Origin of the sequence: Pseudoalteromonas piratica (assembly GCF_000788395.1) — a bacterium.
In the GTDB taxonomy this organism is placed as follows: Bacteria; Pseudomonadota; Gammaproteobacteria; order Enterobacterales; family Alteromonadaceae; genus Pseudoalteromonas; species Pseudoalteromonas piratica.
The window spans coordinates 3,058,799-3,082,451 of the sequence record NZ_CP009888.1 but is presented as its reverse complement, the minus strand read 5'-3'; the positions used below and the strand labels follow the sequence as shown (position 1 = coordinate 3,082,451).

25 protein-coding genes are annotated in these 23,653 nt (G+C 38.4%); 20 read left to right on the top strand and 5 right to left on the bottom strand.

Going from position 1 to position 23,653, the window contains the following annotated elements:
* The first annotated feature begins 11 nt into the window (after positions 1–11).
* From OM33_RS14230 to OM33_RS14160, 15 genes are all read left to right on the top strand, one after another.
* Entirely contained in the window at positions 12–539 is a 528-nt protein-coding gene (locus OM33_RS14230) for a c-type cytochrome (protein ID WP_038642675.1), read from the top strand.
* An 82-nt stretch (positions 540–621) separates the two neighbouring features.
* Complete coding sequence (locus OM33_RS14225) at positions 622–1,026, top strand: MerR family transcriptional regulator (RefSeq protein WP_038642673.1); 405 nt, start codon at positions 622–624, stop codon at positions 1,024–1,026.
* Between the two features lie 109 nt (positions 1,027–1,135).
* Complete coding sequence (locus OM33_RS14220) at positions 1,136–3,379, top strand: heavy metal translocating P-type ATPase (protein ID WP_038643438.1); 2,244 nt, start codon at positions 1,136–1,138, stop codon at positions 3,377–3,379.
* An 11-nt stretch (positions 3,380–3,390) separates the two neighbouring features.
* Positions 3,391–3,744, top strand: coding sequence for a cupredoxin domain-containing protein (locus OM33_RS14215; protein WP_038642672.1), 354 nt, complete (start codon positions 3,391–3,393; stop codon positions 3,742–3,744).
* Between the two features lie 9 nt (positions 3,745–3,753).
* The gene (locus tag OM33_RS14210; protein ID WP_038642670.1) at positions 3,754–4,107 is read left to right on the top strand and encodes a P-II family nitrogen regulator; all 354 of its coding nucleotides are present in this window, start codon (positions 3,754–3,756) and stop codon (positions 4,105–4,107) included.
* Positions 4,097–4,432, top strand: a complete 336-nt coding sequence (locus OM33_RS14205) for a DUF2933 domain-containing protein (RefSeq protein ID WP_038642668.1) — start codon at positions 4,097–4,099, stop codon at positions 4,430–4,432. Before OM33_RS14210 ends, OM33_RS14205 begins: the two co-directional genes overlap by 11 nt.
* A complete protein-coding gene (locus OM33_RS14200) occupies positions 4,425–5,090 on the top strand; it encodes a methyltransferase family protein (protein ID WP_038642666.1) in 666 nt (221 codons plus the stop codon). Before OM33_RS14205 ends, OM33_RS14200 begins: the two co-directional genes overlap by 8 nt.
* On the top strand, positions 5,074–5,493 hold the full coding sequence (locus tag OM33_RS14195) for a hypothetical protein (RefSeq protein ID WP_038642664.1): 420 nt from the start codon (positions 5,074–5,076) through the stop codon (positions 5,491–5,493). Before OM33_RS14200 ends, OM33_RS14195 begins: the two co-directional genes overlap by 17 nt.
* Before the next feature lie 10 nt (positions 5,494–5,503).
* Positions 5,504–5,875, top strand: coding sequence for a hypothetical protein (locus OM33_RS14190; RefSeq protein WP_038642662.1), 372 nt, complete (start codon positions 5,504–5,506; stop codon positions 5,873–5,875).
* A gap of 33 nt (positions 5,876–5,908) precedes the next feature.
* Complete coding sequence (locus OM33_RS14185) at positions 5,909–6,262, top strand: hypothetical protein (RefSeq protein WP_234402701.1); 354 nt, start codon at positions 5,909–5,911, stop codon at positions 6,260–6,262.
* A gap of 112 nt (positions 6,263–6,374) precedes the next feature.
* Positions 6,375–7,883, top strand: a complete 1,509-nt coding sequence (locus tag OM33_RS14180; RefSeq protein ID WP_038642657.1) for a thymidine phosphorylase family protein — start codon at positions 6,375–6,377, stop codon at positions 7,881–7,883.
* A gap of 3 nt (positions 7,884–7,886) precedes the next feature.
* A complete protein-coding gene (locus OM33_RS14175) occupies positions 7,887–8,804 on the top strand; it encodes a ribose-phosphate diphosphokinase (RefSeq protein WP_038642655.1) in 918 nt (305 codons plus the stop codon).
* Positions 8,801–10,159, top strand: a complete 1,359-nt coding sequence (locus OM33_RS14170) for an MBL fold metallo-hydrolase RNA specificity domain-containing protein (protein WP_038642653.1) — start codon at positions 8,801–8,803, stop codon at positions 10,157–10,159. The genes OM33_RS14175 and OM33_RS14170 overlap by 4 nt, the downstream gene beginning before the upstream one ends.
* 41 nt (positions 10,160–10,200) lie before the next feature.
* Positions 10,201–11,280 carry a saccharopine dehydrogenase NADP-binding domain-containing protein gene (locus tag OM33_RS14165; RefSeq protein ID WP_038642651.1) on the top strand — a complete coding sequence of 360 codons (1,080 nt, stop codon included), beginning with the start codon at positions 10,201–10,203 and terminating at the stop codon, positions 11,278–11,280.
* Between the two features lie 2 nt (positions 11,281–11,282).
* Positions 11,283–11,543, top strand: coding sequence for a DUF5676 family membrane protein (locus OM33_RS14160; RefSeq protein ID WP_038642649.1), 261 nt, complete (start codon positions 11,283–11,285; stop codon positions 11,541–11,543).
* 163 nt (positions 11,544–11,706) lie between these two features.
* Here OM33_RS14160 and OM33_RS14155 read toward each other — a convergent pair whose 3' ends face one another.
* The 5 genes from OM33_RS14155 to OM33_RS14135 form a co-directional block, all read right to left on the bottom strand.
* On the bottom strand, positions 11,707–14,907 hold the full coding sequence (locus OM33_RS14155) for an efflux RND transporter permease subunit (RefSeq protein ID WP_038642647.1): 3,201 nt from the start codon (positions 14,905–14,907) through the stop codon (positions 11,707–11,709).
* An 11-nt stretch (positions 14,908–14,918) separates the two neighbouring features.
* Positions 14,919–16,187, bottom strand: coding sequence for an efflux RND transporter periplasmic adaptor subunit (locus OM33_RS14150; protein WP_038642645.1), 1,269 nt, complete (start codon positions 16,185–16,187; stop codon positions 14,919–14,921).
* Between the two features lie 58 nt (positions 16,188–16,245).
* On the bottom strand, positions 16,246–17,463 hold the full coding sequence (locus OM33_RS14145) for a TolC family protein (protein ID WP_038642643.1): 1,218 nt from the start codon (positions 17,461–17,463) through the stop codon (positions 16,246–16,248).
* 83 nt (positions 17,464–17,546) lie between these two features.
* A complete protein-coding gene (locus OM33_RS14140) occupies positions 17,547–17,906 on the bottom strand; it encodes a hypothetical protein (RefSeq protein ID WP_234402700.1) in 360 nt (119 codons plus the stop codon).
* A 53-nt stretch (positions 17,907–17,959) separates the two neighbouring features.
* Positions 17,960–18,847 carry a cation diffusion facilitator family transporter gene (locus OM33_RS14135; protein WP_038642639.1) on the bottom strand — a complete coding sequence of 296 codons (888 nt, stop codon included), beginning with the start codon at positions 18,845–18,847 and terminating at the stop codon, positions 17,960–17,962.
* Positions 18,848–19,054: 207 nt separating this feature from the next.
* Between OM33_RS14135 and OM33_RS14130 the strand changes: the two genes are divergently transcribed.
* The 5 genes from OM33_RS14130 to OM33_RS14110 all read left to right on the top strand — a co-directional run bounded on the left by OM33_RS14130 (position 19,055) and on the right by OM33_RS14110 (position 23,588).
* A complete protein-coding gene (locus OM33_RS14130) occupies positions 19,055–19,444 on the top strand; it encodes a Cd(II)/Pb(II)-responsive transcriptional regulator (protein ID WP_038642637.1) in 390 nt (129 codons plus the stop codon).
* A 130-nt stretch (positions 19,445–19,574) separates the two neighbouring features.
* Complete coding sequence (locus OM33_RS14125) at positions 19,575–20,150, top strand: recombinase family protein (protein ID WP_038642635.1); 576 nt, start codon at positions 19,575–19,577, stop codon at positions 20,148–20,150.
* A gap of 27 nt (positions 20,151–20,177) precedes the next feature.
* Positions 20,178–21,875, top strand: a complete 1,698-nt coding sequence (locus OM33_RS14120) for an ATP-dependent nuclease (protein ID WP_038642634.1) — start codon at positions 20,178–20,180, stop codon at positions 21,873–21,875.
* A gap of 2 nt (positions 21,876–21,877) precedes the next feature.
* A complete protein-coding gene (locus OM33_RS14115; protein WP_038642632.1) occupies positions 21,878–23,278 on the top strand; it encodes a UvrD-helicase domain-containing protein in 1,401 nt (466 codons plus the stop codon).
* Positions 23,279–23,378: 100 nt separating this feature from the next.
* Positions 23,379–23,588: a hypothetical protein gene (locus tag OM33_RS14110; RefSeq protein ID WP_038642630.1), complete on the top strand. Its 210-nt coding sequence runs from the start codon at positions 23,379–23,381 to the stop codon at positions 23,586–23,588.
* Positions 23,589–23,653: the final 65 nt, after the last annotated feature.

Genomic DNA, 23,653 nt, shown 5'->3' with positions numbered 1-23,653 from the left:
GGGTTACTAAAATGAAATCAATTTTACAAATATTACTGATTGTCAGTTTACTTCTTTTGTCTGCTTTTAGCTCTTATGCAAAAGAGAAAATTTCAGGTGCAGAAGTGATCAATAACAACTGTGCAAGATGTCATAACGCTCGTGCTGTTCATGAGTTTTCTATTCCTGAATGGAAAGTCATTATGCCGCACATGCGAGCAAAAGCACATTTAACAGGTCAGGAAACGAAAGCTGTTCTTGAATTTTTGGAGCTGACTAGCCAAAGCGTAGCTCAGGCAAAAAAAGTAGTGCCAGAAAACGCGATAGCGCCTGATGGAAAGCAATTGTTTACTCAATTTGGCTGCCAAGGTTGCCATTCATTGCAAGGTGATGGTGGCACTGTTGGCCCTGCATTAGATGAAACGATTAAAAACAAAGGGATCGGCTTCTTTATTAAGAAGCTCCAAAACCCTCAGTTTAACAACTCATCTTCACCTATGCCTAAAATGCCGCTAAATGAGCAACAGATAGAAGCAATAGCTGAGTACATTAAATCATAAGGAAGAGCTTGACCTGTGTCCTAGGCACAGGTCTAAGCTGCGGGTGAGAGTACACACTTAGGTGAAAAACTAAGGAGCAAATATGAAAGTAACAGAGCTGGCAAAAAGCCTTGGAACGACTGCTGATACGGTACGCTATTACACGCGATTGGGACTGTTAAAACCTGCTAAATCAGTGAACGGCTACAAGTCATACTCGAATAAAGAGGTATCGAGACTTAAATTCATTTTAAGTGCAAGAAACCTTGGTTTTTCCGTTGCAGATATCATGCAAATTATTAACGAATCTGAAGATGGCAAAAGTGCGTGCCCATTAGTCAGAAGCCTGATCAAAGAACGGCTTGAAGAAACCGATAAGCAGTTTCAAGCCATGCTAACGCTTCGAAACAAAATGTCATTAGCTATTTCACAGTGGGAAAAAATGGAAGATAAAGCGCCGACACCACATATGGTTTGTCATCTCATCGAAAACTTTGAACAAATATAAAAGACATAGGAGGAAAATGGTGACTACTAATACAAATATTGAAAACCAATCAGGTTGTTGTTGTCAGGCAAAAGCTCAATCCTCTTCGTGTAAAAGTAAGGAGAAAACCTTGGAGAAAGTATCACATAGCCAACAGCTCATCATAGAAGGAGCAGGGTGTGCTAGCTGTGTTGGCAAAATTGAAGGGGCTTTAAAGGCAACTCTTGGTGTAGTCAGTGCAGAAATGAATTTTGCTGATAGGACTGTAACAGTATCAGGGACAGCTAAAATCGAAGAATTGATCAAAGCTGTTGAGTCTGTGGGCTATAACGCGAAACCAATCGATGATAGCTCAGCAATAGAAGCGCTTGATGAGAAAGAGGCTGCTGATTGGGCATATTACAAAAAGCTAATGCGCGATACGTTTATTGCCCTTTCACTCGGCGTTCCTTTGATGATCTACAGCATTGTAGTTGGAGAAATGACAGTTGTAACCAACCTTGAACGTATGTCTTGGTTAGTTGTTGGCATTTTAACTTTTGCTGTTATGTATTTTTCAGGCAAGCATTTCTATATAGGCGCTTGGAAGAGCTTCAAAAATCATTCAGCCAATATGGACACTCTAATAGCTTTAGGAACAGGTACTGCTTGGGTGTATTCAATGGTTGTTGTGTTTGCACCTGACTCGGTTCCATTGATGGCACGGCATGTCTATTTTGAAGCTACTGCGATGATTATTGGCTTAATTGATTTAGGTCTGGCATTAGAAATAAAAGCCAGAGGAAAAACCTCTGAAGCTATCAAACGTCTTATCGGATTGCAGGCTAAAACAGCAACGGTAGTTCGTGATAATAAAGAGGTTCAGATAGGTATCGAACAGGTTTTGCTTCATGATGTTGTGAAAGTAAAGCCGGGTGAAAAAATTCCCGTAGATGGATTAGTCTTGGAAGGACACACCTCTATTGATGAGTCCATGCTGACAGGCGAACCAATGCCTGTTGAAAAAGCCGAAGAAGATGAGGTTGTCGCTGGTACTTTGAACAAATCAGGTATGATTTTGTTTAGAGCGACACGCGTTGGTAAAGATACCGCGCTTGCTCAGATCATCAATATGGTGAAACGAGCGCAAAATTCTAAACCTCCTATTGGTCGCTTGGCCGATGTGATTTCCGCCTATTTCGTTCCTGTTGTCATGATCATCTCAGTATTAAGTGCTCTTGCGTGGCTTAACTTTGGTCCTGAGCCTGCCATTGCTTTTGCCATTGTTTCAGCTACTACCGTACTAATTATTGCCTGCCCATGTGCTTTGGGTTTAGCAACTCCTATGTCTGTCATGGTCGGAGTTGGAAAGGCAGCAGAAGCTGGTGTACTCATTCGAAACGGCGAAGCACTGCAAACCGCTTCTAAAATCACAGCCATGATTTTGGATAAGACGGGCACCATTACTGAAGGATCACCCAAGGTAACCGATATTGTTTTAGCAAAGGCTACAGATGAAAATGAGGTGTTACAGCTTGCTGCAAGTTTAGAGAGTGGTTCGGAGCATCCTTTGGCTCAAGCGATAGTTGAAAGTGCGTTAGAGAAAAATATCGAACTGCTAAAAATTAAAGCCTTTAACGCCATTACAGGCTTTGGTGTTGAAGCACGCTGTGATAATAAAGAACTGCTTTTCGGCAACGATAAACTAATGAAGTTAAAAGGCATAGATCTTACTGGCTTTGTTGGGCAAGCCCAGTCTTTAGCAAAAGAAGCTAAAACACCAATGTACTTTGCTGTTGATGGCGAATTGGCAGCAATTATTGCTGTTGCAGATCCTATTAAGTCAGACTCTATCTCCGCTATCAAACGTCTTCAGGCTAATGGTATACGCGTCATCATGCTTACAGGTGATAACAAGGAAACCGCAGCCGCTGTTGCTAAAAAAGCGGGCATAAGTGAGTTTCTTGCTGAAGTGCTACCAGAAGATAAAGCCAATAAGGTTAAAAAGTTACAAGAGAGTGGCGAAATTGTTGGTATGACAGGTGATGGCATCAACGATGCTCCGGCACTAGCGTTAGCTGATGTTGGTTTCGCTATAGGCACAGGTACAGACGTAGCCATAGAAAGTGCGGACATTACCTTGATGCGTGGTTCATTGCATGGTCTTGCCGATGCCATTGCGGTAAGTAAAGCGACTTTACGTAATATCAAACAAAATTTATTTGGCGCATTTATTTACAACGTAGCAGGCGTACCTTTTGCAGCAGGTGTTTTATATCCTTTCTTTGGCATTCTACTTAGCCCTGTTATAGCTGGGGCAGCAATGGCGTTTTCGTCATTGACCGTTGTGTCAAATGCGAATCGACTTCGCTGGTTTAAAGCAAAAGAGCATTAAGGAGAATCACGATGATGGTAATTAACTTATTAGGCTTAGCATTAATCGCACTGATTGTTTGGTGGTTCTGGTTATACAAACCTAACAAAATTATTGCGAATAACAATGAAGTGTTAATTGAAGTAAAAGATGGTGTTTATTCACCATCGTCAATTCAAGTGTCAGCTAGCCAACCTGTCACCCTGAAGTTTATGCGCAAAGATCAATCACCATGCTCTGAAACACTGCTTATTCCATCATTGGAGATAAGCGAGCAACTTAAATTCAACGACATTACTCAAATTACCTTGGCGAATTTGTCACAGGGGGAGCATGAGTTTCATTGTCAAATGCGAATGTATCGTGGTGTATTGAAGGTCGTGTAGGGGGGGCTTATGAATATGAAAAAAGTAACCGCCATTTTTGATGAAATGGTACTGACGAGAGTGGAAGAGGCATTACTTTCACATGGCTATAAAAGCTTTACCTTACATAAAGCAATGGGAAGAGGGGCATATGCTGATACTTATAACAGAAATCACTTATCTGAACATATAGTGATGACCATTTATGTCGCCTTCGATGATGCGGAACATGTTGCTAAAGTTTTGCTTGATGCAGCGTATACCAACGTTGAAGGAGAAGGACTAGTTAGTATCTCCCCTGTGGATAATCTCTTCTGGATAAATTCTAAGTCTGAAGCTTCAGCGGAAGATTTACGGTCTGTAGGAGGCCAACATGAAAAATGAACACCCAAAATTTTGGTCAACACCGACAGGATGGGCTGCATTATTGCTTATTGCAGCAGCCACCTATTTTTTAATCTTTGAACATGGTCAACATGTTGTGCAATTTCTTCCTTATTTGATTTTATTATTGTGCCCGTTGATGCACGTTTTTATGCATGGAAGTCATGGTAAACATGGTCACGATCATTCGCATGCACCTGATGAGAAAAAGGAGGAGAACTTTCAAGAACTCACTGAAAAAAATACCGCCTTTCGAGATGGCTACATACAAGGGTTAGAGGAAGGGCGAAAAGAATCTCATCACAAGGAGAACGATAATGAATGAGACATATGATTATGGCTTATGGTCAATGGTGATACTAAATTCGGCAATATTTATCTTCTTTGCCTTTAGTTTCGTAAAGCCAAAAACATCTACTGATTGGCGAAGTCTTGGTGCATTCTCTGCTTTTGTGGTCGCCCTATTTACTGAAATGTATGGCTTTCCTTTAACCATCTACTTCTTGTCAGGATGGTTAACTGAAAAATATCCAGAAGTAAACTTCTTTGCACACGAAAATGGGCACTTATTACATACATTTTTTGGTTTTGAAGGTAATGCCCATTGGGATCCATTGCATATTGCTAGCATGGTATTTATAGCTGCTGGTTTCTTCATGCTGTCGTCAGCATGGAACGTATTACATCATGCTCAAAAACACCATCAAATCGCTACTACAGGATGGTATGCAAGATGTCGCCATCCCCAGTACGTAGCTTTTATTCTAATCATGTTCGGCTTTTTATTACAGTGGCCGACAATCCCAACACTTGCGATGTTTCCAATCTTAGTCGTTGTTTATGTCAAGCTAGCGAAACGTGAAGAAGTACAAGCAATTGCTGAGTTTGGTTCGGAGTACCACAAATATATGGAATCGACACCAAGCTGGATTCCAAATTTTAATAAGAACATAGAAGGTAATAATCATGAAAAGGTTAGGTAAATCAATTTTATTTGTTGGCTCACTACTGGCAGTCACAAGTTCATTTGCACAAAGCAACGAGCTTAAACATGAAGGTGCTGGCAAATCTATGCATCAAGGCTTGACAATGTCGCATGAAAATATGGGAAAAATGCGTAAAAAATTTATGGAAATGAAAAAGGAAATTCATGCGATCAAAGCTGAAAATAACTCTGAAAAGCAAAAACAGATGATGGCTGAACATTACAGCTCAATGATGAAAATGATGCAATCGATGCACAAAAACATGGAAGAAATGCCAATGTATAAGCAAATCAAGATGGCTGAACATCATCTGGAAATGATGGAAAACATGATGCCTGAATTGAAAGAAAAGATGGCAGAAATGAAAGATATCAATCGACAACATTCACACTCACATTAGGAGACAAGTTATGAGTGATTTAGATCATAGAGTTGGCGTTAGAGAGCAGAATTTAGTTGTTCGCAATTTGAGGTTAAGTAATGTCACAGAAGAAAACTGTGACCAACTAGTCAAAGAAATTGATCAACTTTTTGGTATAGATGAAGTCAGTTACAACATAAAAGAAGGTGAAATACACCTAGCTTACGACGCAGTAAACATAAACCTTGATGGGGTAGAGGAAGTCATTCGTAAACATGGTGCCGATGTTCATGATGATTGGTGGACACATACCAAAGAAAGCTACTACAAATTTGTTGATCAAAACGTAAAGGATAATTCAGAGCATAAGCCTTGGAGTTGTCACAAAGCTCCTCCGGGTGCAAGTCGGAAAAATAAGTAAGTTCAATCAATTTATAAGCTAGATGAGGAAAAAATGATGAAAACTCTCAATGTAAAAATTCTACTGATATTCGTATTTGGCCTCTTTTTAGCAGGTTGTTCCAATACTCCTTTTTATCACAAAAATATGATGAGGGGCCAAGTGGTTGAGCAGTCTGCTGGTAGAACCCTAATTTGTATTGGGGCTAAACATGGTGCGAAAGTGGGACAAAAATACAGTGTTATTCGATTTCATGAGGAAATAGCGCCCAGTGAAGGTGATGATCCGTACACCATTGAAAAAGTGGGGACGGTACAAATTACTAAGATCGTAAATGATCATTTTGCCACAGTAAAACTCCTGTCTGGTGACATCGAGGCGAAAGACATGGTTGAACTTGAAGAGTAAAAGCTCTTTCAAGAAGAGCGTCCAATTATGGTAGGGCTGTATAGCAAATTGCATTTGCCCTGCCATTTCATTCTAGATTGTATTGCTGTGATGAATAACAAACGAGAGTGTAATGAAATTAAATAAACATATCCTTAAAGCATATGCTATGGGGATTGATACTCACCAAGAGCCAGTCGTTTACATGCGGCAAGATTGTCATATTTGCCGTGCTGAAGGATTTAGTTCAAATGCTCGTGTACTTGTAGAAGCGAATAATAACAAATTAATCGCAACATTAAACGTTGTTCGTAACGAGACATTGTCTTCAGATCAAATAGGTCTATCTGATATTGTTATGGTTGGATTAGATGCAATTGAAGGGCAACCTTTGCGAATAGCTCATGCACCCGTGGTCAATTCTTTGGGGTTTGTAAGAAAAAAGATCTTTGGTTTTGAATTGAGCGACGAAGAAATATCTCAAATTATTGCTGATATTAGTGCGCATAAATTTAGCGATATAGAAATTGCTAGCTTTTTAAGCGTTTGTGCTGGAAAAAGGCTAAGTATTGATGAAATCATATCTTTAACTAAAGCGATGGTTAGCTGTGGCAAAGTGCTAGAGTGGGAAAACCATCGTAAAGTGTTTGATAAACACTGTATTGGGGGTTTACCGGGTAATAGAACAACGCCATTGGTTGTTTCTATTGTGAGTGCTGCTGGTTTGATCATTCCAAAGACATCATCAAGAGCTATCACTTCCCCAGCAGGCACGGCAGATACTATGCAGAGCTTAACAAGTGTTAGTTTAAGTATGGAGGAAATTAAAAGAGTTGTTAACAATACGGGAGCTTGTTTGGCTTGGGGTGGAGCTGTAAACCTTAGTCCAGCAGATGACATGCTTATTCGTATAGAACGAGCATTAGATCTAGATGGTGAAGGTCAGCTTATTGCATCTGTCTTATCTAAAAAGATTGCTGCGGGTTCAACACATGTCATCATTGATATTCCAGTAGGAGAAACCGCCAAAGTTCGAATGAAGGAGGATGCAGAGCGACTAGCAATGCTATTTACTCAAGTAGGTGAAGCGTGTGGTATCAACGTTAGATGTTTGATTACTGATGGTTCGAAACCCGTAGGGTATGGCATTGGCCCTAGTCAAGAGGCAAAGGATATCTTGGCCGTTCTAAAATGTAGAGGTGGTGCCCCAATTGATCTAAAGGAACGCTCACTTATTTTGGCTGCAAACTTGTTTGATATGGATAATGGAGAAGGGCTGGAATCAGGGCTGCTTCGTGCAAGGTCAATTTTAGAAAGCGGAGAGGCTCTAAGCCAATTTAACAAAATTAGAGCAGAACAAGGTGAAATAAAAGCGTTAATAAATTCAAAATATAGTCATCAAGAGCTATCCAGTACTAGTGGGAAACTAGAAGTAATTGATAACCGAAAACTTGCTCGTCTTGCCAAGCTCGCTGGAGCACCTTTCTCTTTAAATTCAGGCTTGAGGCTACATACTAATGTCGGTAGTCAAGTAGCTGATGGAGAACCTTTATTTACGTTATTTAGTGATAGCCAAGGTGAAATGAGTTACGCACTAGATTACTACTTAAACAATCTAGATATGTTCAAAATTCAAGGATAGTTTATGAATTCTTTAACCAAAAAAGTTATTGTTTTTTCTTTAAATTCAGACTTGTTAGCTGCTAGCTTAAGTGAGAAGTTAGGTGGTCATCTAGGTCAATATAGTTCACGTGATTTCCCAGATGGTGAGTCTTATCTGCGCATTGAGAGTAATGTAGAAAATAGTCATTGCATTGTTGTGGCAGACTTATCCCACCCTAACAAAAAGTACCTGCCTCTCATTTTCTTGCTTGATACATTGAAAGAGTTGGGCGCTAAATCTGTCGGTTTGGTCGCACCTTATCTCAGTTACATGCGGCAAGACAGACGATTCATAGATGGAGAAGCCATCACATCCAAGCTATTCGCAAAATCTATTTCTAAGCACATAGATTACTTAGTGACAGTAGATCCACATTTGCACCGTTATCATTCCTTGGATGAAATATATTCGGTGCCTAGCGTTGTAGTGCAAGGAGCACCTGTCCTAGCCCAATGGCTTAAAGGACAGTCAAATTTGTTTTTAGTTGGTCCTGATTCAGAGAGTGAACAATGGATCATTAGTATTGCCAAAGTAAGTGGTCATTCTTTCGTTATTGGCGAAAAAAATAGGAAAGGTGACCGTGATGTAGAAGTATCGTTGCCAGATCTCAGTGCTCAAGCTGGCTTAGCTGCTGTAATAATAGACGATGTTATTTCTAGTGGACAAACGATATTAAGCTGTATTTCAGCGCTGAAGAAAAAGGGAATTAAAGATATTAAGTGTGCTGCCGTCCACGGTATTTTTGCTGATGGCGTTGACCAAAGTTTGCTGGAATCGGGTTTGTCATCACTTATTACGACAAATACCATTACTCACCCTTCAAATGGTGTAGATATTTCTTCTGTGCTTGTAGAGCCTGTTATTGAATGTTTGTCAAAAGTTAAGGGAGTATCAATATGAAAATTACATTTTTAGGTGGTACTGAAACAGTTACAGGATCTAAGTATTTAGTCGAAACAGCTACGACAAAATTGCTAATTGATTGTGGTTTATACCAAGGCTACAAATGGTTAAGAAAGAGGAACCGTGAGCCATTACCCTTAAATATTAATGAATTAGATGCCATTGTTTTAACGCATGCCCATTTGGATCATTCAGGGTTTATTCCAGCTATTTACAAACAAGGCTATCGTGGACCAGTGTACACCCACAGTGCAACATTAGGACTTTGTTCTATCTTGTTGCCGGACAGTGGACATATTCAAGAAGACGATGCCAAGTTCTATAGTAAGCATAAACTTAGTAAACATGAAACGCCCGAACCTTTGTATGACAAGCAAACGGCTCAAGATAGCTTATCTATTTTTGAAACTGTTGACTTTGAAGAAGAAGTTATAGTTGGCGATATCACCTTTTATCTGCAACCAATAGGCCATATTCTGGGGGCTGCCAGCATTATTTTAAAAGCAAATGGAAAAACTATTGGGTTTTCAGGCGATGTTGGCCGTACTAATGATCTGTTAATGCCGCCTCCTAAGGTATTACCCAAATTGGATTTGTTATTGCTTGAATCTACATACGGTAATCGAGAGCACTCTACTGACGACCCTTATGATCAAGTTGCAGATATTATCAATACAACAGTGAAAAAAGGAGGTGTCACCCTTATTCCCAGCTTTGCCGTTGGCAGAACCGAATTAATTCAACATATTCTTGCGACCCTGATTGAGCAAAAAAGAATACCGAAACTTCCTATATTTCTTGATAGCCCTATGGCGATTAATGTTTTTGATTTTTACTGTCAATACAACGAATTAATTGAGCTTTCAAAAGAAGATTGCCACAAGATGTGTAACGTTGCGTCTTTTGTGCGAACTGTAGATGAGTCTAAGTCTTTATCGGAAGTCGCCATGCCGCACATTATCATTGCAGGAAGTGGCATGGTGACGGGAGGGCGCATTCTTCACCATCTTAAGAGACTTGTCGGGGATTATCGCACGACTGTTTTATTTACTGGCTATCAGTCTGGAGGAACTAGGGGCGGGAAAATGTTGTCCGGCGTTGACACAATTAAGATTCATGGCAAATGGTTCCCGATGAAAGCTAATGTAGAAGTGGTACATGGCCTGTCTGGGCATGGTGATTTTAAAGAATTAACTCAATGGCTATTGTCGTCACCCTTAAACAAAAATACTCCCATACAACTTGTGCATGGCGACCCTGAAGCAAGCGAAACATTTCGAGATTATTTGAGTCAACATACGGGTTTTGATGTTAGTGTTGCAAGTTATAAAAGCATCATCAAGGTTGAATAACCCTATTTTAAGCAAGCCGCTAAGTAATGAAGGAAAGTACAATGAAGAGCAGAACCAAGATTCTTATTGTAGGTGGTTATGGAAATGTAGGGCACTTTATTGTAGCAGACTTGGCTAAGGATTATTCTGGCGATCTTATCATAGCGGGTCGAGATTTATTGAAAGCCCAAGTAACAGCAAAAAAGTTTGGTGATAAAGTTTCAGCTAAAGTTTTAGATGTAAATTGCAACGTTTTTCAGGAAGAAGCATTCTCAGATGTTAAGCTGGTGATCATGTGCATAGATCAGCGGAACACTACATTTGTTGAGTTTTGTATCAATCAAGGCATAAATTACATCGATATTACAGCAAGCTATGAATTTATTTATCAGCTTGAAAAATGTCATTCATTAGCCGTTAAAAATAAATCTACTGTCATATTAAGCGTAGGTGTTGCTCCGGGTCTAACAAATTTGCTGGCTAAGCTTTGCAAGCAAAATAATGAGTTAGTTAAATTCATTGATATTTATATTCTTTTAGGTACGGGCGGAAAGCATGGTGACGCTGCATACCGTTGGATGCTTAAAGACATAAACGATACGTTTCACTTTAATGTATCAGGGAAAAATGTAACGTATTCCTCTTTTACTGAAGGAATGTCCACCACTATTGCTGATGAAGTAAACACTAGGACCTTTTATCGTTCAAATTTTTCTGACCAACATGTCATACCGCAAACCTTAAACATTAATTCAGCCAGCACGTATCTTTGCTTTGATTCTAAATTATTAACCACGTTAATTGTTTTTCTAAAATGGACAGGAATAAGTAAGCTGCTAAAAATTCATTGGTTTCAGCGGATTACCATTAAGTTATTCAAGTTATTCAATTTAGGTAGTGAAGCTTTTTTTATTAAAGTCATAGGTAAGGATTCTAATGGTAAAAATTCTGCAAACTCATTTAGTTTAACAGGAGTTAATGAAGGTAAAGTGACGGCCAGTGTAGCAAGCCAATTAGCCCGAATTATGTTGAAAAGTAATGTTAAAAAAGGCGTTCATCATATTGAAAATATCGTACAACCGAAAGAATTTGTTTACCAACTTGATGTGGAGCTAGTCATTAAACCAGTGAGGGGAAATTAATTATGAAACTTAACGAAAAAGCTTTTTCGTTGGCTTGTGCCGCAGCCTTTGCCATTGTTTGGAGTGTGTGTTCAGTTGTGGTTATGGTGATGCCGGAGATGATGTCAAACATGACCTCCAAGATGTTACATACAGATTGGCAAATTATGGGCTGGCATATGTCAATAACCTCAGCAATATGGGGAGGCATACTCTGGGCTTTACTAGCAGGTTTAATTGGCTGGCTGATTGCTAAGATCTATAACATGCAATCAAGTAATTAAAGAAGGCAGAATTTATTGAAATTTTTTAGATGAAACTATCTAAATTAACAATAATTCAGTATTGATAAGCTAGTTATAGCTTTAGAATAGCTAAATGCTATTACGTACTTTAAGTCACCACGCTAATATTAGCATGGTGACTTAAAAGCTAGTAGTTATAAAATTATCGCGATAGCTCTTTTATTTTTGCTTTTGAAAACCAGTTAAATAAAACAGGTAAAACAAATAATGTAAGTAGTGTTGCAGTTACTAATCCTCCCACGATAACACTTGCTAACGGCCTCTGTATTTCCGCTCCAACGCCATTGGACATTAACATCGGTATTAAACCTAAAGCAGATGTTATTGCTGTCATAAGAACAGGTCTTAAACGCGATATAGCTCCGTCAAATACAGCCTTATTAACTTCTATGCCATCTCTAATTCGCTGATTAATACTCTCGACCATCACTACACCGTTTAGTACAGCAACGCCAAATAGTGTAATAAACCCAACGGAACTTGGTACAGATAGGTATTGCCCAGATAAATATAAAGAGAATACCCCTCCTATCACAGCAAGAGGAACGTTTACTAATATGAGCATTGCTTGGCCAACAGAGCCAAAAGCGAAATAAAGTAATAATGCTATTAGAGCAAGTGAAAGTGGGACAACGATAGCCAATCTATTTTGAGCACGTTGCTGGCTTTCGAATTGCCCCCCGATAGAAACAGAATAGCCAGCAGGTAAATCTACCTTATCAGTAATTGCTTTTCTGATATCTGAAACAACACTCCCCATATCTCTATCTTGCACATTTGCTTGAATAACAACGCGCCTTTGAACGTCATCTCTTCTTACTTGTGGAGGTCCTGATTCATACGAAACTGAAGAAACATCACCTAATCTAACCCAAGCACCAGTAGGAGACTGGACGCGTATATCAGCAATAGCATCCTTATTTTGGCGATATTCTTCCTTGATGCGCACATATATATCGTAACGCTCATTGCCATTGATGATCTGTCCAGCTTCAACACCGCCTATGCCATCTTGTACAACTTCCATTATATCGCTAACTGACAGACCAAACCGTGAAAGTTCTTGTCTATTGGGCTTTACAACAAGTTGAGCTTCGCCTGCAATTTGCTCCAATGCAACATCTCTAGCTCCTTCGATACCACTTATTACAGTTTCAATCTCTTGGCCTTTTGTTGACAATATATTAAGGTCTGGGCCGAATAATTTAATCGCTAGCTGAGCTTTTACACCTGATAATAGTTCATCTACACGAGTTGAAATGGGCTGAGAAAAATTAAGTAACAGGCCCGGATATTCTTCTAATGACCTCTCCATTTTTTCTTGCAGTTCATAGCGGTTTGTTGCACTTGTCCAATCAGATGTTGGTTTCAGACCAATATAAATTTCAATATTGTTCACTGGTTCAGGATCACCTCCTATTTCAGCTCTACCAATACGACTCAAAGCATATGTGACTTCTGGGAATGCCAACAGTTTTTCTTCTAAAATAGGAGCTACCGTCAAAGCGGTGTCTAAGCTTGATGACGGAGCAAGTGTAACTCTTAAATTTATTGTTCCTTCCTCCAGCTCTGGAACAAATTCAGTTCCTATGTAGGGGATTGTAGCGAAAGCAGAAACCACTAGAATTATTGATATTGAAACAACCAGCTTCGTGCGATTAAGTGCGAATTTAAGCCCTTTCCTATATATCTTATCTAAAGGTTGTAATACAAAACTTTCTCTTTCTTTCACACCTTTGTGAAACATGTAGGTAGCTAATGCAGGGACAATGAAAAGAGCAACTACGATAGCCGATATAACGGCTAAGATGATGCTTACTGCCATTGGTTGGAATAGCTTGGCTTCAACACCTTCAAAGCTAAATAGTGGCGTGAACACAACTAAAATGATCGAAGCAGCAAAGAATACTGGGCGAGCAACTTCTTTTCCGGCTTGTTTAAGACGTAATTTAATACCGTGAACATCGTTTTCTACATCATGTGGATCGTTATCCGATAAAGAAACGCGTTTTTTCACACTTTCTGCGTGAGCGGGGTCAGGTGTATTCAAATGCTTAAACATATTTTCAACCATTACCACAGAGCCGTCTACTAACATTCCGATTGCTACCGCAATGCCTCCCAAAGACATCAGGTTTGCAGAGATCCCCCACCAAGACATTATCATTAATGCAATTCCAATAGAAATTGGGATTGAGATGAGAACAAGAAAGGTTGCTCTTAAGTTCATCAAAAATAATGCAAGAACAATACAGATGAAAATAAACGCTAGTATCAGAGCATTAACGACGGTGTTTACAGCTTGTTCTATTAAATCAGCTTGATCATAGAAAGGTTCGAATCTAACTCCTTCAGGCAGGGCTTGATTAATTAATGGAATTCTTGCGTTTATGCCGTCAATAGTAGCTTTTGTATTTGACCCCATTCTTTTAAGCACAATACCAGAAACAACTTCACCTAAGCTTTCAACTTGCCCATTTTCGTTCCTTCTAGTCATTGTGACAGCGCCTTGCCGAATCTCACTACCAATTTCGACTTTGGCAACATCTGATATTGTGACAACAGCTCCGTCTAGTGTCTTAACTGGAACTTGCTTAATATTTGTGATGCCAGCTTCGCCATTTTCAAACCAACCTGTGCCTCGAATGACGAGTTGCTCTTGTCCTCTATTCATGTACCAGCCACCAACATTGGCATTATTTGCATCAAGCGCTTTAACTATATCCTCTTGTGTTAACTCATACGATAAGAGTTTAGATGGTTCAACATTAACTTGATATTGCTTAACACTACCACCGAAAGATAAAACATCTGTAACACCATCTACAGGCATGAGTAATAATTTGACAATCCAGTCATTTAGGCTTCTAAGTGACATCGCATCATATCCAGTATCATAGCTAGATATCAAAAGGTATTGAAACACTTGACCTAGACCAGATGTGTTAGGTCCCATTTCAGGCGTGCCGACTCCTTCAGGTATAAGCTCCTTGGCAGCTTGAAGCCGCTCAAAGACTAACTGCCTTGCAAAGTAGATATCAGTACCTTCTTTAAACACGACAGTCACGCCAGACAAACCTGTTTTGGAGATAGAGCGTACTTGCTCAACGTCTGGCAAAGCGTACATAACGGCTTCTATCGGATAAGTAATAAGTTGCTCTACTTCTTCTGCTGCGAGTCCGGGAGCTTCTGTATTTACGGCAACTTGTACATTAGTCACATCAGGAAATGCATCTAAATTTAGTTTCGGAATCATCATAATCGCGCTTACTACAGTAGCGATTAAAGCTATTATTATTAGGAGTCGATTATTTATGGAAAAATCTATTATACGATTAAACATACCCGTTCTCCTTAGTGATTGTGCGGATCAAATCCGCTTTTAGCAATTTCAGATGCAACAAAGAAGGCTCCTTTGGTCACAATACGGGTTCCACTATCTAAGCCAATAATTTCTCTCAAATTTCCTAAAGATCTACCCAATTTTATTTCTGTTGCTTTGAACTCACCCGGATGATCTTCGACGAAAACAGTCCAATCACCATCCGCGCTTCGGATTAGAGCGTCTTCTGGCACTGCCATCACTTTATCTTGAGTTGCAAACTTGAAGTTAACTTTCACGAACATACCAGAATGAAGATTGTCGTCTTCATTGTTAACTGCAAGTCGAATTATTCGTGTTCTAGTTATAGGGTCTATTGTGTGTGCTTCTTGAATTACTTTTGCATTATACGCTTGACCTTCAAAAGTAACGTAAGCTTCAGAATCTATAGATACTTGCAAATTTTTATTTGGTGAAACTCTTGCTTCAACCCATAATTGCTTTTCATCGGCTATCATCATAATCGTATCACCAGCAGCAACTCGTTGGCCTTGAATAAAGTCATCCAGTAAGACAACACCTTCTCGTTGAGCTATTAATGAATATTGACCAAATGTACTAATATCTTTGTTCGAAATATTAGCGATCGACTTTTCAGTTAAGCCTAAAGCGATGAGCCTACCATATGTGGCTTTATATGTGGTTTGCGCTTGTAACAAACGACTTTCACTGACTGTTTTATTACCTAGTGTTTTTATTCTTCGCCACTCTGTTGACGCTACTAGGTAATCAGCTTGTGCCTGTGCCACAGTCTCGCTAAATAAGGTAACTAATGTTTGCCCTATTTCAACATGTTCACCGAGGGCAGCATGGCGGCTAATAATGACAGATTCTGTTCTCGGTGAAACAACATAACTACTGTAGCCATTTGCTTTAACCTCTCCGGGCGCATAAACGGTACTGAAATGGTATTCTGGGTTAATACTGTCTACTTTGATGGTAGCTAATGACATTTTTTGAGGGCTTAGGGTTATACCTTCTTCATGTTCCTCTTCGGTTTCATCATTTTTCTGATTGTTTATTGGGTTATTTTGATGCGTTAAATCATCATGTTTGTTTTCTGAATGCCTATGTTCTTGTTCATTATCATGCTTATGTTCGTCTACTTCCTGTTGACGTTGGACACTCGTTTTATTTTCAGTGTTAAGAGGAAGAGCATAAACTTGATTGTATGATAAAAGCTCAAGAAAAATACTTCCAATTGCTAATATTAGAATTTTACTTTTGATTACTGTATTCATATCATTTACCTATAATTCTTTTTAAATTTGAAAAATCTTCACTAGTTGAACTGAATGCCTAAATTTCAAATTTGGAAATTTGTCCAATGCTCTGAATGAAAGATACTTCGGAAAGCTTGAATTGTTTCTTTAGTTGAATGCCTGAGAGTAGTCCTTCGGTACGCTGGCTAAACGTGAATAAATAGTCCGAAGTGTTTATATCACCAGCTTCCCACCTAGCATTTAGCAAACTCAAACTATTACCTAATCTGTTTTGCATGAGGTTTTTCCACTTTTCAAAGTACTTTTTATTTGTGATGAGTGATTCAAATTTAGCTTGAGCTTCAAAAGATTGCCTTCGATATTTTGATTGGAAATTTGCCTCTGCTGCTATAGCTTCTAAATTGGCAGCTTTCATTACATCAGAGTAGTCGTTTCTAATGTTCATAGGCATAGAAAAAGTTAGACCAACTATATTGTCGTCATTATTTTTTCCTGCGCTAATCCCAATAGTGGGATTAGCTTTATACTCTATGGACGTTAGTTGGGCTTTTAACTTCTGTTCGTGCCATAGAGCTTTTGCCTGAAGAACAGTTGGGTGCTCTTCAATCCATTCTTTCTTGAACGTGTAGTTTTCAATATCAATTGAAAAAGAAAGCTTGTTTTGGAGTTCTGGTGTCCAATCTGGTAATAATTCTCGAACTTTTACTTCGGCAGTTTTCAAGGCAGTCTGATATTCAGCTATCTGAATGAAAACTTGTGATAGGTTTAAATAAACTAACTCCGCATCTAAAGGCTCAAGAATTCCTGCATCTAGCTTCTCTTCTACAATATTGAGTAAAGTTTTGAGTTGCTTTTCTCTTTCAATGACGAGTAAAGATGCTTCTTTGGCTGCTTGCCATGTAACGATGGCCTGAATTGCATTAGCTTTTTTGGACTCTAGTAAATCCAATAATTGCTGCTGGCTAGCATAAAATGCGATTTTACCAATTGAATCATTGATAGCACGTTTATCCCATAAATCGATTGTTTGACTTATTCCGATTGAATAATTGTTAAAGTCACCTTCTTTATCGAAACTAGCTTCAAAATCGGGGTTATAAACCGCCTGTGTTAGGCTTTTTGCCCGATAGTCACTTGCTTTTAGTAATTCTCTCGCTTCAATAACTTCAGGATCTTTGTTTATTTGGGTGTCTATCCACGTAACGTTTTCTTGTTTACTGTAAGCTATACTGGTAAAACTTACAGCCACGGCTAAAGTCAGGAATACACCTGAATGTTTTACATATTTATACATAAGACTCTTAATCTATTTATCAGTTAATCAAACCCATTCATCCGTTATAGATGACTATTAGGGCAGTTAAATATTTAATATGATTAAGATATAGGAGGGCGCAAAATAGCGTCTAAATATTCTTTTGTTTGGTCGAATTGATTAGGAATATTATTGATAGTAGTTAATGTAACGGAAATATTAATATTATCAATGATAACCCAAGAGAGATGACTTCCACTGCAATGACCACAGTGATGACAATCACTAATATTATGACCGTCTTCACTATTTTCTTCACCATTGCTGCTCATATCATTTTTATGATCATGTTGAGTTTGAATGTGATCAATATCTATTTGATGCAATTGAGATGTAGCAGACGCGAAAGCAGATAACGATTGTAAAACAATCGAAACAACTAATAGCAATTTGATAACACCTGTAAAATTCAATTTAATCACCTTTCAAAACAAGCATATGCAACATACCAGAAAACGGTTGAATCAGCTAGTTTTTATTCCTCATTATCTCGGCAGACTTCATCTGGAAACTCAAATTCAATAGTAGTGTGAGACAAGTTAAAATGAAAAAGTTCCTTTGCTATTATATTTTTTAATTCGAGAAGTTTTTCAACATTATAGTTCTGAGCTAATTCTAAATGAGCTGTTAGTACATGTTTTTCACCGTCTAATGACCAAAAATGCATATGGTGGACTCCTAGAACTTCAGGGATCCTAGTTAAAACGTCTTCGATATCATCGTGAGATTTTTGATCAGGTGTCCCTTGGAGGAACAGTAACAATGTAGCTTTTAGGTTTTTGAGAACATTAAATAAAATGAAGAGTGTAAAGCATATTGACAGCAATGGATCCAATATAGGCAGCTCCACAAAGAGTAGCACAATTGAAACGATTAGAACTGCGGCCCAACCTAAAACATCTTCTAGGAGGTGCCATGTTAGGACTCGCTCATTTAACGTTTTTCCAGCTCTTAATTTGTAAACAGCATAACCATTTACTGTGACTCCTAATAATGCTAACCCTAGCATTCCTTCAACCATAGGCATTTCAGGGTTAAATAGCCTAGGAGTAGCTTCAAGCAAAATCCATATTGAACCAACAACCAACACAAGACTATTTACTAATGCGCCAAATAGGGATAGCCGTTTATAACCGTAGCTAAATCTATCAGATGGCTTTTTATCGGAAAAGCGGCTTAAAATCCACGCAAAACCTATTGAAAGGCTATCGCCAAGATCATGTACAGCATCAGCCATTATAGCGGTGCTATTAGTTAACCAGCCACCTATGAATTCTATTATTGTAAAGGATACATTTAGAAAAAATGTCCAACCTATTCGGCTGTCTTTGTCGTCAGCATGATTATGGCTGTGATTATGCATTTTCGCCTCTAATGTTTTTTCATCTCGAATGGCTGCAACATTCAGTTAGTGCAAGAAAAAATATAACGGCACTGAAGTAAAAAACAATAAAGCAAGTGTATTTCAACTCAATTTTACTAATATTCATTGAAGGCCGTAATTATTTGTTTAATAGTTCAACTTTAAAGTCTATAGTTACTATAGAGTCAAGCTAAAAGTTAGAATTTCATGAAAATAGGTGAACTTTCAAAAACGACAGGGTGTTCTATACAAACAATTCGGTATTACGAGAAAGAAGGATTGCTTTCTATTCCTGAACGTACAGAAGGGAATTACAGGTTATATGGCGATCTGGCTTTAAAAGAGTTAGAGTTTATAAAGCATTGTCGAAGTTTGAATATCCCCTTAACAGATGTAAAACGACTTATTGAACTGAAAAATAAGCCTGAGGAAAGCTGTGCAAGTGTTAATAAGCTCATTGCTCAACAATTGACCTTAGTTAACAATCGAATGAGAGAACTCGAAGCACTAAAAGCTGAGCTACAACAAATGGCAAGTTTGTGTACAACTGAAAACACCGTTGAAGCGTGTGGAATAATTAAGTCACTTGATAGTTAGAATTGTCATTCATTTTCTCTCTGCATGTGTACGAATGTGGGTGTTTCATTTCGTTCATGTACGAAATTTGTTTAGTGGACTTTCGTTCACTTAATTGGTAAGGTGTACGAAAGTTATAGGTTACGTACATATGAAAGTTGGTTTTGCGAGAGTTTCTACAAAAGAGCAGGATCTAAAGATTCAACTGTCCAAGTTGAACGAATTTGGTTGTGAAAGAGTTTTTCAAGGAAAGCAGTCGGGGACTTCAATAAAAAATGAAGAAAAATTACTGGAGTTGATTGATTTTATCAGGGAAGGGGATGAAGTAATTGTTACTCGCCTCGATCGCTTGGGGCGGTCGTTAAAATCTATTCTTGAGGCTATCGAGAGTATTCACAATAAAGGAGCCTGTCTAAATATAATAGATGGCTCACTTAATACTAAAAATGATAACCCATTTGCTACTGCAATGATAAACCTGTGCGGTGTTTTCGCTCAGTTAGAGCGAGACCTCATTAAATCTCGAACAGCGGAAGGGCGCGAAGAAGCCAAGGCTAAAGGTAAACATATAGGGAGAATGCCTGCTCTTTCTGACAAGCAAACCAAAGAGCTTTATAAGGCTAGGTTAAGTGGGGATTCAATTTCAGCACTAGCCAGAAAATACAATGTTAGTAGAGCAACAGTTCATAGAAGCATAGAACGATTAGAGCAAAGAATTAATACTTAAATAAATTTAACTCAAAAAGGCAAGGGAATGACAAAGATTGTTGAGCTTGAAATAAATAATTATCGAGGAATAAATTCCTTTTACCAAAGGTTTGATCGTGATGTCATATGTCTTGTAGGTAGGGGAGATAGCGGAAAAACAACAATTCTTGAAGCTATAAAATCAGTCCTTTCGCCCGTTTGGAATTTATCCTTTTATGATACTGATTTTTACAATCTAAATGCAGATAAGCCTATTGAAATTATCGCATCCCTATCACACGTGCCAGAAAAATTGCTATTGGAGGAGAAATATGGCCTTTGGTGCAGAACTCTTTGTCGTGAAACAGGTGTTGTTATAGATGACATATCCGCTGGAGATATCTCAGTACTTACTATTAAGTTGACTGTTGATAAAGCTCTGGAACCCAAATGGACGGTACTTAACGGTAGGAGAGAAGATGAAATCAGAATATCGGCTGGTGACCGTTCAAAGCTAAACTGCTTCATGATTTCAGATTTTATTGATAGCCACTTTTCTTGGAATAAAGGAAATCCACTGAATTCATTATTAAAGTTACATGACGTTAACGCTGATAAGGAAAAGATCGTCCTAGATGCGATTCGAGATGCAAAAGAAAAAGTTGATAGGGCAGACTATGCGCACTTTAGTGGTGTGACGGAAGCGATAAAAAGGCAAGCGGCGAGTTTAGGTTTAAATTTAGAAGGTGTTCAGACTACCTTAGATTTTAAAGATATTAGTCTAAAAGAAGGCAAAGTGAGTCTTCATAGAGGTGATGTTCCATTCCGTTTGATGGGCAAAGGTTCTAAACGACTTGCCTCTATGGCCATACAAACAGCTATTTCAAGAGATGGTGGAATTGCTTTAATAGATGAAATTGAACAAGGATTAGAGCCTGATAGAGTGAAGCAAGTTGCCAGAACTCTAAAAGATGAAAATGACGGCCAAGTAATTATAACAACCCACTCACGTGAGGTTGCTATAGAGCTTGAGGCACAAGACCTTCTAGTGGTCAATACCAATAGGGCAACTGGTGAAGTTAATTCTAATTTTTTAGATTTGAATGATAGCCAACTGCAAGGAGCTATAAGAGCGTGTCCTGAGGCATTTTTTTCTAAGAAGGTAATAATATGCGAAGGAGCAACAGAGGTCGGCGTTTGCCGAGCTTTGGATATTTACAGGCTCAGAGTGGGCAAAGGTCCAATGTGCATTAGTGATTGCTCATTTGTTGATGGTTCAGGCCACTCATTTACTGAAAGAGCTTTGAATACAGCGAGTGCGGGGTTAATTGTATCTGTGCTATGCGACTCTGATGTTGACGGTGATTTGAATCCTTCCAAAGAATACTTGAGAGAGTCAGGAGTTCAAATCTTTGATAGTGACGATGGACACTCTTTTGAGGATCAAGTGTTTGATGATCTTCCTTGGGCGGGCATTCTTGATTTGCTCAACTACGTAACTGAAGTTCATCAGAAAACGGAAGACTCACTCATGAATTCTGTTAGGGCAAAGTACGATGGAGAGTTTCCTGAAAATTGGAAAGAAATGGATACAAAAAAGATGAGAGAGGCTATTGCTAAAGCCTCTGTTGTTAGGAAGAAGGAGTGGTTTAAGAGTGTCGGTCATGGTGAGCAACTTGGTCACATTATCTTTAGGTATTTTGAGGAAATCAAAACGACAAGTCTTTATCAAACTTTAAGTAAACTCGATAATTGGATCGATTAGATATGGATTTCGAAGCGTTTGTAAACAGTGAAAAAGCACTTCTAATTGCACCTGCTGGGTATGGTAAAACCTACACACTCTCAAGATGTATGGAGTATACCAAAGGTAAGAGTTTAGTGTTAACTCATACTCATGCTGGGGTTGCATCTATAAAGCAGAAATTGAAAGATGCTGGAATTCATAACAGCAAGTATTCAGTGGAAACAATTACGAGCTTTGCTCAAAAGTATGTAGATTCATTCTACATAGGAGATAAACCTCTACAGGAAGATTCCACTAATTACTACCCTTTTCTAATCGGTGAATCTGCATCTATCTTTTGCAACTCAGTCGTCGAAAATGTCTTGAAAATAACATATTCAGGGATGTTTGTAGATGAATATCAGGATTGTACTTATCACCAGCATTTAATGCTTAGTAAAATTATGAATTTCATGCCTACAAGGATTCTTGGTGATCCCATGCAAGCAATTTTTAACTTTAATGGTGAGCTAGTTAATTTTGATGAACACCTCGATGACTTTGAAGTTTTTCCTTCTTTAGAAGTACCTCATAGATGGAATCAAGTTGGAGCGAATGAGTTGGGAGATGCACTTTCTCGAATTCGAGAACAGCTAAAAAATGAGGAAAGAATTGAGCTTGAAAATTATTTGGGCACAATTGAGGTTGTTGTTGCCCAAGAGCGTGACTTATTTAATTTTCGTTCAGATTATTGCCGAACTTTGAATTCTCTTCGCCGGGAACATAGCTTGTTGGTGATACACCCAAATTCAGTTAATAACGCTCCTAGATTGAAGTTCTCCAAAATGTTTAAAGACATAAGTTCGATTGAAAGTATCGACGATAAGGATTTTTATCGTTTAGCCAAATCAATTGATAACCTTGATCATACTCAATTAGTTATTGAAATTAGAGATATCGCTTACACACTATTTAATAAAACGGGAGTGAATAACTGGTTTAATGATAAAGGGTTTAAAAACAAAAAAGATGGTGAGTCCAAGTTACGAGTAATTAAACTGCAACGCATGGTTGATTCCTATTCCTCTATAGACTCTCTTAAGAATATTCTATGCGAGATAAAAAGCTTACCTGATATTGACTGCGTGAGAATAGAATTATTTAAGTCGCTTTTAAAATCTATTGATATATCAATATTAAAAGGTATCTCTGTGCTTGAAGGTATGAGAGAACAAAGGAATAACATAAGACGAGCTGGACGAAGAGTTGAAGGCAAGCACATAGGTACGACTTTATTAACAAAAGGGCTAGAGTTCGATGTCGTAGTTATTCTAAATGCTCATAAGTTTGGTTGTCCAAAGCATTTATATGTAGCCCTTACGAGGTGTCGAAAAAAGTTAGTGGTGATAACCGAAGATATGACGCTAAGCCCTTATCAATAATACAACAGTACTAGCATTTCTTTTGTTATTTTGAAATGCTGACAAGTGTGATTGAGCAATGCTTCAAACTAGGAACTAAAGACTTAATAAGGAAACTATAATGGCAACTACAATGTACTTTGAAGAAACTTTAAAAGATCAAGGTGACAAAAATTCAATGGATGTTGAAATAGGCTGTTCTTCTTTCTATAGAGACAGCAGCATATATATAAATGTAGATGATAAATTGGTAATTATGGACCCAGAGCAAGCAAAAAGGTTTGTTCAAGCAGTAGTTAGTGCGGGTCAATACTATGGTTTCATAGAGTAAAATAATTGTAGACCCAGATACTTCAATGTGTCTGGGATACTCATTTTAGGGAAGTTTTAATCTTA

Coding starts and splice junctions, on each gene's coding strand:
- OM33_RS14230 (WP_038642675.1), top strand. CDS start 12: ATGAAATCAATTTTACAAATATTACTGATTGTCAGTTTACTTCTTTTG.
- OM33_RS14225 (WP_038642673.1), top strand. CDS start 622: ATGAAAGTAACAGAGCTGGCAAAAAGCCTTGGAACGACTGCTGATACG.
- OM33_RS14215 (WP_038642672.1), top strand. CDS start 3,391: ATGATGGTAATTAACTTATTAGGCTTAGCATTAATCGCACTGATTGTT.
- OM33_RS14210 (WP_038642670.1), top strand. CDS start 3,754: ATGAATATGAAAAAAGTAACCGCCATTTTTGATGAAATGGTACTGACG.
- OM33_RS14205 (WP_038642668.1), top strand. CDS start 4,097: ATGAAAAATGAACACCCAAAATTTTGGTCAACACCGACAGGATGGGCT.
- OM33_RS14200 (WP_038642666.1), top strand. CDS start 4,425: ATGAATGAGACATATGATTATGGCTTATGGTCAATGGTGATACTAAAT.
- OM33_RS14195 (WP_038642664.1), top strand. CDS start 5,074: ATGAAAAGGTTAGGTAAATCAATTTTATTTGTTGGCTCACTACTGGCA.
- OM33_RS14190 (WP_038642662.1), top strand. CDS start 5,504: ATGAGTGATTTAGATCATAGAGTTGGCGTTAGAGAGCAGAATTTAGTT.
- OM33_RS14185 (WP_234402701.1), top strand. CDS start 5,909: ATGATGAAAACTCTCAATGTAAAAATTCTACTGATATTCGTATTTGGC.
- OM33_RS14180 (WP_038642657.1), top strand. CDS start 6,375: ATGAAATTAAATAAACATATCCTTAAAGCATATGCTATGGGGATTGAT.
- OM33_RS14175 (WP_038642655.1), top strand. CDS start 7,887: ATGAATTCTTTAACCAAAAAAGTTATTGTTTTTTCTTTAAATTCAGAC.
- OM33_RS14170 (WP_038642653.1), top strand. CDS start 8,801: ATGAAAATTACATTTTTAGGTGGTACTGAAACAGTTACAGGATCTAAG.
- OM33_RS14165 (WP_038642651.1), top strand. CDS start 10,201: ATGAAGAGCAGAACCAAGATTCTTATTGTAGGTGGTTATGGAAATGTA.
- OM33_RS14160 (WP_038642649.1), top strand. CDS start 11,283: ATGAAACTTAACGAAAAAGCTTTTTCGTTGGCTTGTGCCGCAGCCTTT.
- OM33_RS14155 (WP_038642647.1), bottom strand. CDS start 14,907: ATGTTTAATCGTATAATAGATTTTTCCATAAATAATCGACTCCTAATA.
- OM33_RS14150 (WP_038642645.1), bottom strand. CDS start 16,187: ATGAATACAGTAATCAAAAGTAAAATTCTAATATTAGCAATTGGAAGT.
- OM33_RS14145 (WP_038642643.1), bottom strand. CDS start 17,463: ATGTATAAATATGTAAAACATTCAGGTGTATTCCTGACTTTAGCCGTG.
- OM33_RS14135 (WP_038642639.1), bottom strand. CDS start 18,847: ATGCATAATCACAGCCATAATCATGCTGACGACAAAGACAGCCGAATA.
- OM33_RS14130 (WP_038642637.1), top strand. CDS start 19,055: ATGAAAATAGGTGAACTTTCAAAAACGACAGGGTGTTCTATACAAACA.
- OM33_RS14125 (WP_038642635.1), top strand. CDS start 19,575: ATGAAAGTTGGTTTTGCGAGAGTTTCTACAAAAGAGCAGGATCTAAAG.
- OM33_RS14120 (WP_038642634.1), top strand. CDS start 20,178: ATGACAAAGATTGTTGAGCTTGAAATAAATAATTATCGAGGAATAAAT.
- OM33_RS14115 (WP_038642632.1), top strand. CDS start 21,878: ATGGATTTCGAAGCGTTTGTAAACAGTGAAAAAGCACTTCTAATTGCA.
- OM33_RS14110 (WP_038642630.1), top strand. CDS start 23,379: ATGGCAACTACAATGTACTTTGAAGAAACTTTAAAAGATCAAGGTGAC.